Here is a 14,097-nt window from a genome sequence, read left to right on the forward strand (position 1 = left end):
ACCTGTCAGGGGTGCGGGCTGTGGTCTTTCAGTTGGTCTGCAGACCGATCTCTTTGCGCAGCAGTTCGATCGTGTCGCTGCTCAGGTAGCTCTCAGCGCAGTGCACTTGGGGCATGCGCATCAGCTGGGACCGGTTCTGGCGCAGGCTCTGTTCCACGAGGGGCAGGCTTGGCCGATCGCAGAGCACATGGCTGGAGGCTCGCAACAGTGCCAGTAGCCGGCTACCCACGTCTGGAGTTGCGGTCATTAACAGCAGTTCATTGCCACGCATGCTGTGCAAGATCACCTCGGCGGCACGCAGGATGCCCGGGCTGATGCTCACCAGGCCCACGCAGCTTCCGGCTCTGAGTTCCTTGAGCAGATTGAGTTCTTCACGGAAGTCGTTCAGATCCACTGCCACCGCGCGCACGCCGTGACGTTTGGCCAGCTCCTCGATCGGCTGCAGGAAGTAGCGGCTTGTCACCACGGTGCCATTGCTGGCGCTCTCCAGAACACTCTCGAGCTCCTCCATCGGCACCACCTCAACGGGCACATCCAGGCTTGGCTCGAGTTCTTCAGCAATCAGCATGGAGGCACCGATATCCTCCCTCGGAGTGCTCACCAGCACCCGCGCGCCGCAGCGCAGTCTCCAGTCGATCTCGCGCGTGAGCAGTTCCCGGGTCTGCTGCAGGGTGCAGCCGGCATTGAGGAGTCCGTCAACGCATTTGCGCACCTCGCGGTCGAGATCTGTCACCCCACGGTTGCGGATGTGCACAGGGGTGCGCACTTCTCGGGGTTTTTGCTGGTCACGCACGTAAATGCCAGACCCGGCCATCGCTTCCACCACGCCGTCGGTTTCCAGCTGGCGATAGACCTTGCTGATGGTGTTGCGATGCAGACCGGTCTGCATCGCGAGCTGGCGGGTGCTTGGTAGCCGGTGGCCTGGCGGGTAGTGCCGGGCGGCGATCGCGAAGCAGATCTGGTTGTAAAGCTGGGTCGAAGCCGGAATGTCGCTTTCCTGCTGAATGTGGAATCGCACGCCGGTGGACCGGATCGAATTGCGGCCACCCTAAGAAGTGATCGTCCTGGTGACAATTGGTTGGGTGGTCTGTGTCCTGATGCCAATTCCTGAGCGCGCTTTAAAAACTCCCTCTCATTGGCACACACTTGCCCGTTCGCATGCACCACTGCGCTGTTGGTGGGCGCCAGTAAATGACACTAAACAGTGTCGTTCTCGTGCTGTCCTCGTGCTACCTGAGGTGTTTGGCGTGAATGCCTGGGTGCGCAGCATTGCTGATCGGATCGCCGCAGAAGGGGTGCCGGCGCTGGCCATGCCGCTGTTTGCGCGCACAGCGCCGCAGTTGGAGTTGGGTTACGACCCGGATGCGCTGGCGGAGGGGCGCCGTCACAAAGACAGCACCACCATGGCGGGGATCCTCGCTGACGTTCGCCATGCCGCCGCCTGGCTGCGGACGCAGGGCTGCACGGAGCTCACAGTGTTGGGGTTTTGTTTCGGGGGCCATGCTGCCCTGCTTGCGGCCACGCTTCCAGAGGTGCAGAGCAGTTTTGACTTTTACGGCGCCGGTGTTTGCCAAGGCCGCCCTGGTGGAGGGCCGCCCAGTTTGGAGCTCTTGGATCGAGTCGCTGGCAATCTCACCTGCATTTGCGCTGCAGCCGATCCGCTGATTCCACCAGCGGACCAGCAGCAGATAGCGGATGCCTTGAAAGCATCTGACCCTTCAGAAGAGCGGTTGCGCTATGTGGGCATTGATGGGGCTGATCATGGCTTCATGTGTGAAGCTCGCAGCAACCATGATCCAGTAGCGGCACAGCTGGGTTGGCAACTGTTGCTCGACCACCTTCACGCTTGAGCGTTATGGGGTGGTGCCGCTTTTGCCGCTCATCCTGGCCGCACGGGGAGGGGCTGTGATGGTCCGTACTGCCTTCACGACGGGTTGGTCGTCGTCCTTGTCCTTCTTCACCAGCGGCGTCTTGCGCGGTGTGAGGAACATGATCATGTTGCGGCCTTCACGCTTCGGAGGCTGTTGGATTTCGGCCTGCTCTTCAAGATCCTTGGCCATCCGCCGCAGCAACACTTCGGCGAGGGCGGTGTGTTGAATCTCCCGACCGCGGAAGATCACGGTGCATTTCACCTTGTCACCAGCCTTGAGGAAACGCTGGGCTTGGCCAATGCGGACGTCGTAGTCATGCAGGTCAATTTTGTAGCGCATCTTGACCTCTTTCACCTCGGTCTGATGCGACTTTTTCTTGGCTTCTTTGGCCTTCTTCTCTTGCTCAAATTTGAACTTGCCGTAATCCATGATCCGGCAGACCGGAGGATCGGCTTTTTCGCTCACCAGCACCAGGTCAAGTTCGCGCTCCTGGGCGACAGATAGCGCCTCTTCCCTGTCGATCACGCCAAGCTGGGTGCCATCAGCATCAACAACTCGCAGCTGCGGATAATTGATGCGTTCGTTGATGTTGGGGAGCTCACGAACAGGAGCGCGTCGATCAAAACGGGGACGTGGAGCCATTCAGGGTGTTGAGGGAACAGGGAAGGACGGCGGCCCAGCTTGGACAAACGCAGGCACTTCTCCTCTCACACTAGACCTCCTTTGATCAGATTCATCGCTTCGTTGAAGGGTTCCTTACTCCTCAGCCAGTGGGGTTGATGCTGGCGGCGAAACCAAGTTCGCTGGCGTTTGGCGAACTGTTGCGTGCGTCGGGTGGTGATGGCAATTGCATCCTCGCGACTCAGGGTTCCGTCCAGTTCCTGCAGCGCTTCCCCGTAGCCGATGGTCTGAAGGAGGGGGAGGTCAGCACCGAAGCGCTGGCGTAGTAGATCCGTTTCCTCCAGCAAGCCATCCACGTAGAGCTGGCGTGTTCGATGGCTGATTCGCTCACGTAGGTCGATCGGGTCGAGCCCCAGTTCCAGCACCCTCCAGGGCGGGGGGCTGGCACTCTGCTGGCTGCTGATGGTGCGTCCGGTCGCATAGAGCACCTCAAGCGCGCGTTGGGTGCGCACCGCGTCGGCCGGTGCGATCCGACGACCGGCCTCTGGATCTGACTGTTGCAGCAGTGCATGACAGAGCGGTTGCCCGAGCTGTTCCATCTGGGCGCGTAGCTGAGGCTGTGGCGCCACGGCAGGTGGCTTGAGACCGCTGGTGAGGGATTTGAGATAGAGACCGCTTCCTCCCACCAGGAGGGCCATGCTCCGCGTTGCGATCGAGCGGTTGACCGCCTCCATCGCCACGCCCTGAAATTCCTGGAGCGTTAGAGGCTGGTCTGGGTTGCGCAGGTCGAGCAGGTGGTGGGTGACCTCGGCTTGCTGGGCGGGTGTGGGTTTGGCCGTACCCACGCTCATCCCCCTGTAGAGCTGGCGGGAATCGACGTTGATCACCTCGAGTTGCAGCTGCTGGGCCAGGGCGATTCCAAGCGCCGTCTTGCCACTGGCGGTGGGGCCCAGCACCACGATCACCAGGGGATGATGTGCTGCCTGATTGGGGTTGTCGGGGCTGGTGGGAATGGCACTGGTGTCGCCCATGGGTGAATCCTGGGGGTGCACCCCTGGGAAAAATGACGCCTCAGAGGCCTCTGCAAGCGCCTCTGGTGCACCGGTGGTAAATTCAGCCTGACAGGAGGCTTTGCAGACCACGAACGCATGAGCGAAGCCTCAAAGGTTCAAGCCGCCTACGGCGCTGAACAGATTCAGGTCCTCGAAGGGCTTGAGCCAGTCCGTAAGCGCCCGGGGATGTACATCGGCACCACAGGGCCGCGTGGACTCCATCACCTGGTGTACGAGGTTGTCGATAACTCTGTCGACGAGGCTCTGGCTGGGCATTGCTCAGAGATCCTTGTCGTCCTTGGTGAGGACGGCTCAGCCTCAGTCACCGACAACGGCAGAGGCATTCCGACGGACGTGCACCCGCGCACTGGCAAGAGTGCTTTGGAGACAGTGCTCACGGTGCTGCATGCCGGCGGCAAGTTCGGTGCCGGTGGCTACAAAGTGTCTGGAGGCCTCCATGGGGTGGGGGTTTCCGTTGTTAATGCCCTGAGTGAATGGGTTGAGGTGACGGTCCGCCGTCAGGGTCAGGTGCACCGTCAGCGCTTTGAACGTGGTGCAGCCATTGGCAGTCTTCGCTCAGAAGATCAGCCCGCTGATGAGAATGGCCGCACCGGTACGAGTGTCTGCTTCAAGCCAGACATCGATATTTTTACGGTTGGCATTGTCTTTGATTACTCCACTCTTTCCGCCAGGCTGAGAGAGCTTGCTTATCTCAATGGCGGAGTCAGCATCGTCTTTCGCGATGAGCGTGAATCTGCCCGAAGTCCAGAAGGTGAGCCTCACGAAGAAATTTATTTCTACGAAGGTGGTATCAAAGAATACGTTGCCTATATGAATGCGGAGAAGGAACCCCTTCATCCGGAGATTATTTATGTGAATGCCGAGAAAGATGGTGTCTCGGTTGAAGCAGCTCTTCAGTGGTGTGTTGATGCCTATTCCGACAGTATTCTTGGTTTCGCCAACAACATCCGAACTGTTGATGGCGGCACCCATATTGAGGGTCTGAAAACTGTTCTGACTCGCACGCTCAACACCTTTGCTCGGAAGCGCGGTAAGCGCAAAGAAGCTGATTCCAATCTCGCTGGTGAAAATATTCGCGAGGGCCTCACCGCTGTGCTGTCGGTGAAGGTTCCGGAGCCTGAGTTTGAGGGTCAAACCAAGACCAAACTGGGTAACACCGAAGTTCGCGGCATTGTTGACAGTCTTGTCGGTGAGTCTCTCGGTCAGTACCTGGAATTCAATCCAGGAGTGATCGACATGATCCTGGAGAAGGCCATTCAGGCCTTTAATGCAGCCGAAGCAGCGCGCCGGGCGCGTGAGCTTGTACGGCGCAAGAGCGTGTTGGAGAGCTCCACGCTCCCCGGCAAGTTGGCAGATTGCAGTTCAAGGGATCCATCCGAGTCTGAGATCTACATCGTTGAGGGTGATTCAGCTGGCGGCTCCGCCAAGCAAGGCCGTGATCGTCGTTTCCAAGCGATTCTTCCCTTGCGCGGAAAGATCCTCAATATTGAGAAAACAGACGATGCCAAAATCTACAAAAATACCGAGATTCAGGCTCTGATCACGGCCCTTGGCCTTGGCATCAAAGGCGAAGACTTTGATCAGAAGAATCTTCGCTACCATCGCGTTGTCATCATGACCGATGCTGATGTGGATGGTGCTCACATCCGCACCCTATTGCTCACCTTTTTCTACCGCTATCAGAAGGAGCTGGTGGAGGGTGGTTTTATCTACATCGCCTGCCCTCCTCTCTACAAAGTGGAGCGCGGAAAAAATCACACGTACTGCTACAACGAGCAAGATCTCCAAAAAACGCTATCAAGCTTTCCAGAAAAAGCTAATTACAACATTCAGCGTTTCAAAGGTTTGGGTGAGATGATGCCGAAACAGCTTTGGGAGACCACAATGGATCCCACCACGCGCATGATGAAACGCGTGGAAATTGAAGATGCCCTCGAAGCCGATCGCATCTTCACCATCCTGATGGGCGACAAGGTGGCACCGCGTCGTGAATTCATTGAAACCCACAGCGCTGAACTTGATATGACCAACCTCGACATCTGATGCAGGCTTCGCTGGTTACCGCGATGCGCTGGAGCTGGCTGCTCGGTGTTGCTCTGCTGGCCCCGGCGGCCCTTCCCGCTGGAGGAGCAGATCGACGTCTTCCAGAAGTGCGACGTCGTGATGGTGGTGGGCCGTTGATCAGTGGTTCCCACGATCTTTTGCATGCCTCCCCCAGGGTGAATGCTCCTTCTCTGCGTCGACTCGACTTGGGCACCCCGCTGCGGGTCTTGCGGCGTTGGCGATGTGAAAACGGTGAGGAGTGGCTGCAAGTTCAGGTGGCCTCAACCGTGGGTACTGAGCATCCTGGTGCGGTCCAGCGTGGCTGGATGCATGGCTGACGCCCTGTTGTTCACCCGTCAGGTCGCCCTAGTTGGATTGGGGGCCATTCCCGGTGCGTGGTTGCGGCTGCGGGTGGTTAACCACTACGAACCGATGGTGCCGCGCAAACACTGGGGAACGTTTGCGGTCAACCTGATCGCGGCGTTTGGTCTCGGTCTTGTGGCAGGACTGACCGTGAGTGGCAAATGCCAGTCCGACACAGCGACCGCACCGTTGCTATTGCTGATCGCCACCGGTTTCTTTGGCAGTCTCAGTACCTTTTCCACCTTTGCGGTTGAGTTGCTCAACACCCTCAGGGCCCATCAGTGGCTGGAATGCCTTGTGCTCGCAGTCGGTTCGGTGTTGGGTGGCTTACTGGTGGCTGCACTCGGCTATGGCCTCGGGGTGGCCTGATGGAGGCGAAGACGAGCCGATTCACTCTTCAGCAGGAGTTGTGGGAGCTTGTTCTGGTGGCGATCGGTGCTGTTCCAGGCGCTGTGTTGCGCTGGCAACTGGGTCTCCATCTCGGCGAGAAGGATCTCGTTGCCAATGTGGTCGGTGCCTTGGTGCTGGGCTTGTTGGCTGGATGCCCCAGTCGCCCCCGCCGTCAGCTCCTCCTCGGCATTGGTTTTTGTGGATCGCTCACCACGTTCAGCAGTTGGATGGTGAACAGTGTTGAGCTGATTGCCTCTGGGCAATGGGTTGAGGCCCTGGGCCTGATTGGTTTGACCCTTGGCCTGGGTGTCGGCGCCGCAGCGCTTGGATTTTGGGTCGGTCGGGCCCTGACGGCCCCGGTACCGACCCGTTGAGCTGAGGCTTAGCAGGCCAGTGCTGCTTCGATCGCGGTTGTCAATTCGGTTGACTCGGGCTCAACTCCGCTCTTGAAGCGTGCGATCACGCTGCCGTCCTTGCCCACGAGGAACTTCTCGAAGTTCCAGGCCACATCACCGGCCGGCTCCATCTGGTTGAGAGTGGAGTAAGGCTCGGTTGTTGTGCCCATGGCGTGCACCTTGTCGAACAGCTCGAAGCTGGCGCCGTAGGTGGTAGAGCAGAAGGCTTGAATTTCTTCAAGCGTGCCGGGTTCCTGGCCACCAAAGTCGTTACAGGGAAATCCCAGCACGCGCAGGCCCTGAGACCCATAGGTTTTGTTGAGTGCTTCCAGGCCGGAATACTGCTTGGTGAAGCCGCAGCGGCTGGCCACATTCACGATCAGCAGCACATTGCCGGCGTAGTCGCTGAGGCTTTTGTCATTGCCATCGGCGCCGCGCACCGTCACTCCATTCACATTCAGGCCCATGCTCATCCGATTAGGAGCGAAAACCCTAGCTGGGAACTGTTTGGTGCAGGCATGGGCCATACACTGAGCAGGCCCAGACCACAGGCCGATGGACGAGGCAACTGGGGTGGTCGCGTCCGTGGTGACCCAGCAGCTGGAATCAATGCTGGCGGCGGGGAATTACGACGCCGTCAAATTGTTGCTGGAGCCTGTTCAGCCTGTGGATATTGCCGAGGCGATCGGCAGCCTGCCACGAACGTTGCAGGCTCTCGCATTCCGTTTGCTGAGCAAGGATGAAGCAATCGAGGTGTATGAATATCTCGAGCCGGCGGTGCAGCAGAGCCTGCTGGAGCGACTGCGCTCAGGAGAGGTGCTCGAGCTCGTTGAGGAGATGTCACCCGACGACCGTGTGCGGTTGTTTGATGAACTTCCCGCCAAGGTGGTGCGTCGGTTGTTGATGGAGCTGAGCCCGGCGGAGCGTCGGGTGACCGCACAGTTGCTGGGTTATGAGGCGGAGACCGCCGGTCGTCTCATGACGACTGAGTTCATTGACCTCAAGGAGTTCCACAGTGCCGCTCAGGCGCTCACGATCGTGCGTCGTCGCGCTCGGGACACGGAGACGATTTACAGCCTCTATGTCACCGATGGGGAGCGCCATCTCACCGGCATCCTGTCCCTTCGCGATCTGGTCACGGCCGATCCAGATGATCACGTCGGCGATGTGATGACGCGGGATGTGGTGAGCGTGCGCACCAACACGGATCAGGAGGAGGTGGCTCGGGCGATCCAGCGCTATGACTTCCTGGCTGTTCCCGTGGTGGACCTTGAGCAGCGGTTGGTGGGCATCGTCACTGTTGATGACGTCATCGACGTGATCGAACAGGAAGCAACCCGTGACCTTTATGCAGCAGGTGCTGTGCAGGCGGGTGATGAAGACGATTACTTCCAGAGCAACCTGTTCACAGTGGCCCGCCGCCGGGTGGTCTGGCTCACGGTGCTGGTGGTGGCCAGCTTTTTCACCTCGGAGGTGATTGCCCTCAACGAGCAGGTGCTGAAGGAGGTGGTGTTGCTGACCGCTTTCATTCCTTTGCTGACGGGTAGCGGCGGCAACGTTGGTGCCCAGAGTTCCACAGTGGTGATTCGTGGTTTGAGCACCCAGCGCATCCAGACGCTTGGACCCCTATGGGTGGTGGTGCGTGAGGCGATTGCCGGGGCCTTGCTGGGCTTGCTGATGTTGTTGGTGGTGGTTCCGTTCGCTTGGTGGCGTGGTGGAGGGCCCTTGGTCGCTGCGGCGGTGGGCATCAGCCTGATGGCGATCACCACCTTGGCGGCTACGGCTGGAGCGGCGTTACCGCTTTTGTTCAATCGCATGGGCCTGGATCCGGCGCTGATGTCGGCTCCCTTCATCACCACCGCCACGGATGTGGCTGGCGTCATCATCTATCTCAGCACCGCCGCCTGGCTGCTGGCGAATCTCCCCTTAGCGGCCTGAGAGGCCCACTAGGGATATTTACCTAATTTGGCGACAGTTTCTTTTCTGAGAGTCTCTTTACACTTCTTTAGGGGTACTCTTTACATAACGCAATGAACGCCAAGGAGCACGCATGATCGCCGCTACTGCTCTCGCCCCAGCTGCCTCCGCCAGCGCCAAAGCGCGTCGGCCTTCCGGGTCTCGCTCGGTTGTGGCAGATGTCGACATGGTGCGTTCGTATCTGCGCGATATCGGTCGAGTGCCGCTGCTGAGCCACCAGCAGGAGATCACGCTGGGCCGTCAGGTGCAAGAGCTGATGGAACTGGAGGTGCTGGAAGCAGAGCTGAGGAGTGAGCGTGGTGAGGAGGATGTGCCGCGTGAGGAGCTCGCCAAGAAGGCTGGATTAAGTGCAGTGCAGCTAAAGCGCAAGTTTCAAGCGGGGAGACGGGCAAAGGAGCGGATGGTGGCGGCGAACCTGCGGCTGGTGGTGAGCGTGGCCAAGAAATACACCAAGCGGAATATGGAGCTTCTGGATTTGATCCAGGAGGGAACGATCGGCCTGGTGCGGGGAGTGGAGAAGTTCGACCCAACGCGGGGCTACAAGTTCAGTACGTATGCGTATTGGTGGATCCGTCAGGGGATCACGCGGGCGATTGCGGAGAAGAGCCGAACGATCCGTCTGCCGATCCACATCACGGAGATGCTGAACAAGCTGAAGAAAGGGCAACGCGAGTTGAGCCAAGAGCTGGGACGGACGCCGACGGTGTCGGAGCTGGCTGGATTTGTGGAGCTGCCGGAGGAGGAGGTGAAGGAGCTGATGTGCCGTGCCCGTCAGCCGGTGAGTTTGGAGATGAAGGTGGGCGACGGAGATGACACGGAACTGCTGGATTTGCTCTCAGGTGATGGAGAGCTGCTGTCCGAGCAGGTGGAAGGCGAGTGCTTGAAGGGAGATCTGCGCGATCTGTTGGAGCAACTGCCGGAACTGCAGCGGAAGGTGTTGCGGATGCGCTACGGGATGACGGGGGAGGATCCGATGAGCCTCACTGGCATCGGCCGCATCATCGGCATTAGCCGAGACAGGGTTCGCAATCTTGAACGCGATGGTTTGGCCTGTCTTCGTCGCCTCAGCCATCAAGTGGAGGCCTACGTGGCTTGCTGAAGCCGGGTTGTTTGCTGATTGTTGGCTGATCAGTGCGGTTCTGCGCTGATCAGTCTGAAGACTTGTGGAGGCACTCCAGTAGCAGGGTATTGACCTGATCAGGGCACTCGTCATGGGGGCAATGTCCTGCTGTGGCGATCACATGCAGGCTGCGTACCACCGGAAAGCGCTCTGCCCAGTTCTGGGCTTCGCTGAGGGGCTCCCAGGGATCATGTTCTCCCCAGATCAGATCCACCGGTACGGTCAGTGTCATGAGTAAATCGGGAGCCAGATGATCGTCGAAGAGGTTGATGAAACCTCGGAAGGCTTCGGCCGCACCTTGTCGTTGCGTTGGTCTGTAGAGCAGCTCCACAAGGGCGTCGTCCCGATTGCCGCCGCTTGGGTACGCCTGACGAAGCACCCGTTCAATCACTCCAGGCCGGGCGGCATTGCGGAAGAGGGCTGAGCTCAACCATCGCTGCGCCACGAGTGTTTTCAGCAGCGGTCGGATCCACGCCATCCAGGCCGGCTGGGTGGCGAGTTGTTTGTCATCCATCAGCCGTTGAGCACAGTCGATGAGCACCACGCTCCGGCAGGGACTATTTCCGGGGGTCGCCTTCAGCAGTTGGCTGGCACGAAGTGCCACCACGCCCCCGATCGAATTGCCCACGAGTACCACTGGTTGCTGCACCACCTCACGGCAGAAGTCGGCGACTTGTTCGCCCCAGAGATCGAAGCTGTAGCGCAGAGCTCCGTCTTGATGGACGACCTGAGCATCGTTCTGGAGCAGGGCTCGCGGCTGGCTACTGCTGCCGAATCCAATCAGGTCGAGGGCGTAGATGGTGGCATGGCGGCTGAGAGCCGGGATGGTGTGACGCCAGTGGTTTGTGTTGGCCCCGAAGCCATGGATCAGAATCAAGGCCGGACCACTGTGCTGACTTGACTCCTGGCTGCACCAACCCACCTCAAGCAGTTGGTGCTGGGGTCCTTGCCAGTGCCAGATCTGATCAGCTTGCATCGTTCAGGCTGTTGATCGGTTTGGGGCCGAACCAGCGAGCTTCCAGGTCCTTGACCGTCACATAGAAAGGTGGCACCACCCCAAGAGAGAGAACGGTCGCCACCACGAGGCCGCCGAAGATCACTGTGCCCAGGGACTGCTGGCTGTTCGCACCTGCACCGTTGGCCACCACCAGGGGTAGGAAGCCTGCCAGGGCAGCAATGGCGGTCATCAGGATCGGTCGCAACCTGGATTCGGCTGATTCAACGGCGGCTTCGGTAATGCTCTTGCCCTGTGTCAGCTTCTGCTCAGCGACCTCCACGATCAGGATGCCGTTCTTGGCGGCTAGACCGATCAGGGTCACGAGACCGACCTGGGCGTAGATGTTCAGATCAATGGAACGAACAGCAAGGAAAGCCAGTGCCCCGAGCATGGCCAAAGGCACGGTGGCCAGGATGATCACCGGTGTGATGTAGCTCTCGTACTGGGCTGAAAGAACGAGGTAGACGATGAGCACACCGAGCCCGAACACCAGCACACTTGCATTCCCGGCAGAGAGTTGCAGTGCGGCAAGGCCGGTGAAGGCCGAACCGATGTTCGTGTAGTTCTGAGCCTTGAACAATTGTTGGATCTTGCTGAGAGCCTGACCGCTGCTCTTGCCAATGGCCTGTACGCCCTGGATCAGAACAGTGCGGTTCAGGTTGTAATGACTGATCACCGGTGGGGCGCTGCTCAGGTTTGCTTCGGCGAACTGGGAGACCTGTACCAGTTCGCCATCGCGATTGCGTACATAGAAGCTAAGGATGTCTTCGATGTTTTGGCGCTGGTCTGGACTTCCTTGGAGATAGATGTTGCGAACCTGGCCGCTCTCGTATGTCAAGCCTGAGTAGTTGCTTCCTGCCAGTGCCGCAACATTGTTCATCGCCTCTTGATAGTCGATGTTGAGAGCTCCCATCACGTCCCGATTCACCTTGAGGCCAATGGCCGGTGAACTGGGATTGAACTGGCTATAGATGCTGGAGAAATCGCCGCTTGCGGTTGCTTCTTTAATCAGTTGGCCTGATAGATCAGATAGATCGTTGAAGCTATAAGCACCATTGCTGAGATCATTGAATTGGAAATAGAAACCACCTTGGGAGGAGAAACCTGGAACTGCAGGAGGCCCTGATGCTGCAGCCAGTCCATCGCTGAGCTCGATCAACTTCGCATTGAGCCGATTCACGATTGCCTTTGAACTATGCGTGGCTCCTTTGCGCTCTTCCAAAGGTTTGAGGCCGAAGAAGAAGATGCCTTGATCGGGGCTGGAGCCATTGAAGCCGGAGCCGTTGATGATTGAGGCGTTGTCCACGTCCTCTTCTTCGCTTAGGACCTTGGCGATCTGAGCGCCAAGCTTCTTGGTTTCAACCAAGGAGGCGCCATTTTGCAGTTGGAAGATACCGAGTCCATAGCCCTGGTCTTCATCGGGAATGAAGGCTGTTGGTAGAGCGGCAAACGAAAAGCAGGTAAGAACGATGCCTGCTGCTAGACCAATAAGGATGAGTCTTCGCAGGGCAATCAGCTTGTTCAGCAAGCTCCCATAGGCTTGTTGTAGCCAGTCGAAGCCTTGATTGAAGGCACGGAAGATCTGAGGCAGATTGGCACCCGCGATGGCACCCACAGCGACACCGGCGAGATAGGTCCAACTGCCAAAAGCGGCGGCACTGAAGTGTCCAAAGGCGAGGCCCACAATCACTCCAACCACGATCCAACTGCGACCTCTTGGTTCGGGTGGCTTCTGTTTTGGGAGAATCAGGCCTGAGAGCATTGGCGAGAAGGTCAGGGCATTGAAGGCTGAAATCGCAATCGAGAAGGCAATCGTGAGCGCAAACTGCTTGTAGATAATTCCGATGCCGCCTGGATAGAAGGCCACTGGCACGAAAACTGCCATCAGTACAAGGGCTGTTGCCAGCAGGGCGCCGAACAATTCACCCATGCAGGCCAAGGCTGCTTCGCGAGGTTTCATGCCTTTCTCGATGTTGGTGGATACGGCTTCAATCACCACGATCGCGTCATCAACCACAAGGCCTGTGGCCAGCACCAGGCCTAGGAGAGTGAGTTGGTTAATGGAAAAACCGAAGACCTTCAGGAATGCAAAGCTACCCACTAAAGAAATCGGGATCGCCAGGCTGGGAACCACAGTGGCCCGCCAATTTTGGAGGAAGAGAAATAGAATCACCAGCACCAGCACGATCGCCAGGCCGAGGGCATCGATCACCCCATCAACGGAGGCTTCGATGAATTGACCGATGTCATAAATCTGATCGACGGTGACCCCAGGAGGCACAATGGAATTGAACTGGTTGAGTTTTTCCACCACCGCATTGGAGACATCGAGGGCATTGCTGGATGGTGTTTGATAAACCGCAAGGGTGAGGGCTTCGTGGCCGTTTTTGTCAATTCCTTGAACTGAGAACGTGTTGGTTCCATAGCGCACCTCGCCAACATCCTGGAGTTTGAGCAAGTTTCCTGCAGGAGAGCGGTTGACGATCAGGTTGTTGAAGTCTTCGATCGAGATGAGATTGCCATTGTTTTCAACTAAAATTGGGTAGGTATAAGCCTGCTCGCCTGATGCTGGAGGACCGCCAACAAGGCCTCCAACGGCGACACTATTTTGGGACTTGACTGCGTTGAGAACGTCCTCGGCAGTGAGCTGATTAGCGGCCAGCTTCTCGGGATCGACAAAGAGCCAGTACGCAGGATTAGCTCCTCCGAAAACGGTGACCGTGGCAACACCCTCTACCCGTGAGAGGGGGTAGTAAAGCTGCTCATACACGAGTCCGTTTAAGTAAGCAGCATCAAATTGCCCTTCGGTTGAGCTGATCTCATAGGCAAGCAGAATGGAGGGGTTGCTCTGTTTGACCGAAACTCCGGTAGCAGCCACCTGCTTAGGCAGCTGTGGCTGGGCCAGGGAAACCCGGTTCTGCACATTCACCTGGTCAATGTCGATATCAGTTGTCTGGTCGAAATAGACATTGATCGTGCTGCTTCCCGTCATGTCGCTGTTCGACGAGATGTAATTGACCCCAGGCACGCCGTTGATCTGCTGCTCCAGAGGATTGGTGACCGCTTGCTCGGTGACTTCGGCATTCGCTCCGCCGTACACCGCAGTGACTTGGATCAGAGGATTGGCGATATTCGGCAGGTTGGCGATCGGCAGGGTGGGGATCGCGATGACGCCAATCAGCACAATCAGAATGCTGCAGACCGTTGTCAGGACTGGGCGCTTGATGAAGTTGTCAGAGAAGGACAT

Annotated in this window: 13 protein-coding genes; 7 read left to right on the top strand and 6 right to left on the bottom strand. The window is 58.2% G+C overall.

Annotated elements, in window-relative coordinates; all coding sequences use genetic code 11:
* Window positions 1–28 precede the first annotated feature (28 nt).
* A complete protein-coding gene (locus SIB72_RS04630; RefSeq protein WP_115018918.1) occupies window positions 29–1,018 on the bottom strand; it encodes a GntR family transcriptional regulator in 990 nt (329 codons plus the stop codon).
* A 79-nt stretch (window positions 1,019–1,097) separates the two neighbouring features.
* Here SIB72_RS04630 and SIB72_RS04635 point away from each other — a divergent pair, with 79 nt between their 5' ends.
* Window positions 1,098–1,850, top strand: coding sequence for a dienelactone hydrolase family protein (locus SIB72_RS04635; protein WP_115119464.1), 753 nt, complete (start codon window positions 1,098–1,100; stop codon window positions 1,848–1,850).
* A gap of 3 nt (window positions 1,851–1,853) precedes the next feature.
* Here the strand turns inward: SIB72_RS04635 and infC are convergent, their stop codons facing one another.
* Window positions 1,854–2,513, bottom strand: coding sequence for a translation initiation factor IF-3 (gene infC, locus SIB72_RS04640; protein ID WP_115018916.1), 660 nt, complete (start codon window positions 2,511–2,513; stop codon window positions 1,854–1,856).
* A gap of 65 nt (window positions 2,514–2,578) precedes the next feature.
* Window positions 2,579–3,523, bottom strand: coding sequence for a tRNA (adenosine(37)-N6)-dimethylallyltransferase MiaA (gene miaA, locus SIB72_RS04645; RefSeq protein ID WP_413744763.1), 945 nt, complete (start codon window positions 3,521–3,523; stop codon window positions 2,579–2,581).
* Between the two features lie 117 nt (window positions 3,524–3,640).
* Here miaA and gyrB point away from each other — a divergent pair, with 117 nt between their 5' ends.
* The 4 genes from gyrB to SIB72_RS04665 are packed head-to-tail and all read left to right on the top strand — an operon-like array spanning window position 3,641 to window position 6,735.
* Window positions 3,641–5,608, top strand: a complete 1,968-nt coding sequence (gyrB, locus tag SIB72_RS04650; protein ID WP_115119389.1) for a DNA topoisomerase (ATP-hydrolyzing) subunit B — start codon at window positions 3,641–3,643, stop codon at window positions 5,606–5,608.
* Window positions 5,608–5,946 carry an SH3 domain-containing protein gene (locus tag SIB72_RS04655; RefSeq protein ID WP_170953809.1) on the top strand — a complete coding sequence of 113 codons (339 nt, stop codon included), beginning with the start codon at window positions 5,608–5,610 and terminating at the stop codon, window positions 5,944–5,946. The genes gyrB and SIB72_RS04655 overlap by 1 nt, the downstream gene beginning before the upstream one ends.
* Window positions 5,939–6,340: a fluoride efflux transporter FluC gene (locus tag SIB72_RS04660; protein WP_413744764.1), complete on the top strand. Its 402-nt coding sequence runs from the start codon at window positions 5,939–5,941 to the stop codon at window positions 6,338–6,340. The genes SIB72_RS04655 and SIB72_RS04660 overlap by 8 nt, the downstream gene beginning before the upstream one ends.
* The gene (locus tag SIB72_RS04665; protein WP_413745046.1) at window positions 6,337–6,735 is read left to right on the top strand and encodes a fluoride efflux transporter FluC; all 399 of its coding nucleotides are present in this window, start codon (window positions 6,337–6,339) and stop codon (window positions 6,733–6,735) included. Before SIB72_RS04660 ends, SIB72_RS04665 begins: the two co-directional genes overlap by 4 nt.
* A gap of 8 nt (window positions 6,736–6,743) precedes the next feature.
* Here SIB72_RS04665 and SIB72_RS04670 read toward each other — a convergent pair whose 3' ends face one another.
* Window positions 6,744–7,223, bottom strand: coding sequence for a glutathione peroxidase (locus SIB72_RS04670; protein ID WP_115119470.1), 480 nt, complete (start codon window positions 7,221–7,223; stop codon window positions 6,744–6,746).
* An 88-nt stretch (window positions 7,224–7,311) separates the two neighbouring features.
* On the opposite strand from SIB72_RS04670, the gene mgtE reads away from it, so the two are divergent.
* Both mgtE and SIB72_RS04680 read left to right on the top strand, forming a co-directional pair.
* Entirely contained in the window at window positions 7,312–8,694 is a 1,383-nt protein-coding gene (gene mgtE / locus SIB72_RS04675) for a magnesium transporter (RefSeq protein WP_115119395.1), read from the top strand.
* Between the two features lie 112 nt (window positions 8,695–8,806).
* Window positions 8,807–9,832: an RpoD/SigA family RNA polymerase sigma factor gene (locus tag SIB72_RS04680; RefSeq protein WP_413744765.1), complete on the top strand. Its 1,026-nt coding sequence runs from the start codon at window positions 8,807–8,809 to the stop codon at window positions 9,830–9,832.
* Between the two features lie 49 nt (window positions 9,833–9,881).
* On the opposite strand, the gene SIB72_RS04685 is transcribed toward SIB72_RS04680, so the two are convergent.
* The gene (locus SIB72_RS04685) at window positions 9,882–10,829 is read right to left on the bottom strand and encodes an alpha/beta fold hydrolase (protein ID WP_413744766.1); all 948 of its coding nucleotides are present in this window, start codon (window positions 10,827–10,829) and stop codon (window positions 9,882–9,884) included.
* Window positions 10,819–14,097, bottom strand: a complete 3,279-nt coding sequence (locus tag SIB72_RS04690) for an efflux RND transporter permease subunit (RefSeq protein ID WP_413744767.1) — start codon at window positions 14,095–14,097, stop codon at window positions 10,819–10,821. The genes SIB72_RS04685 and SIB72_RS04690 overlap by 11 nt, the downstream gene beginning before the upstream one ends.

The sequence above is a fragment of the Synechococcus sp. MIT S9451 genome, assembly GCF_047304725.1.
Taxonomy (GTDB): domain Bacteria; phylum Cyanobacteriota; class Cyanobacteriia; order PCC-6307; family Cyanobiaceae; genus Synechococcus_C.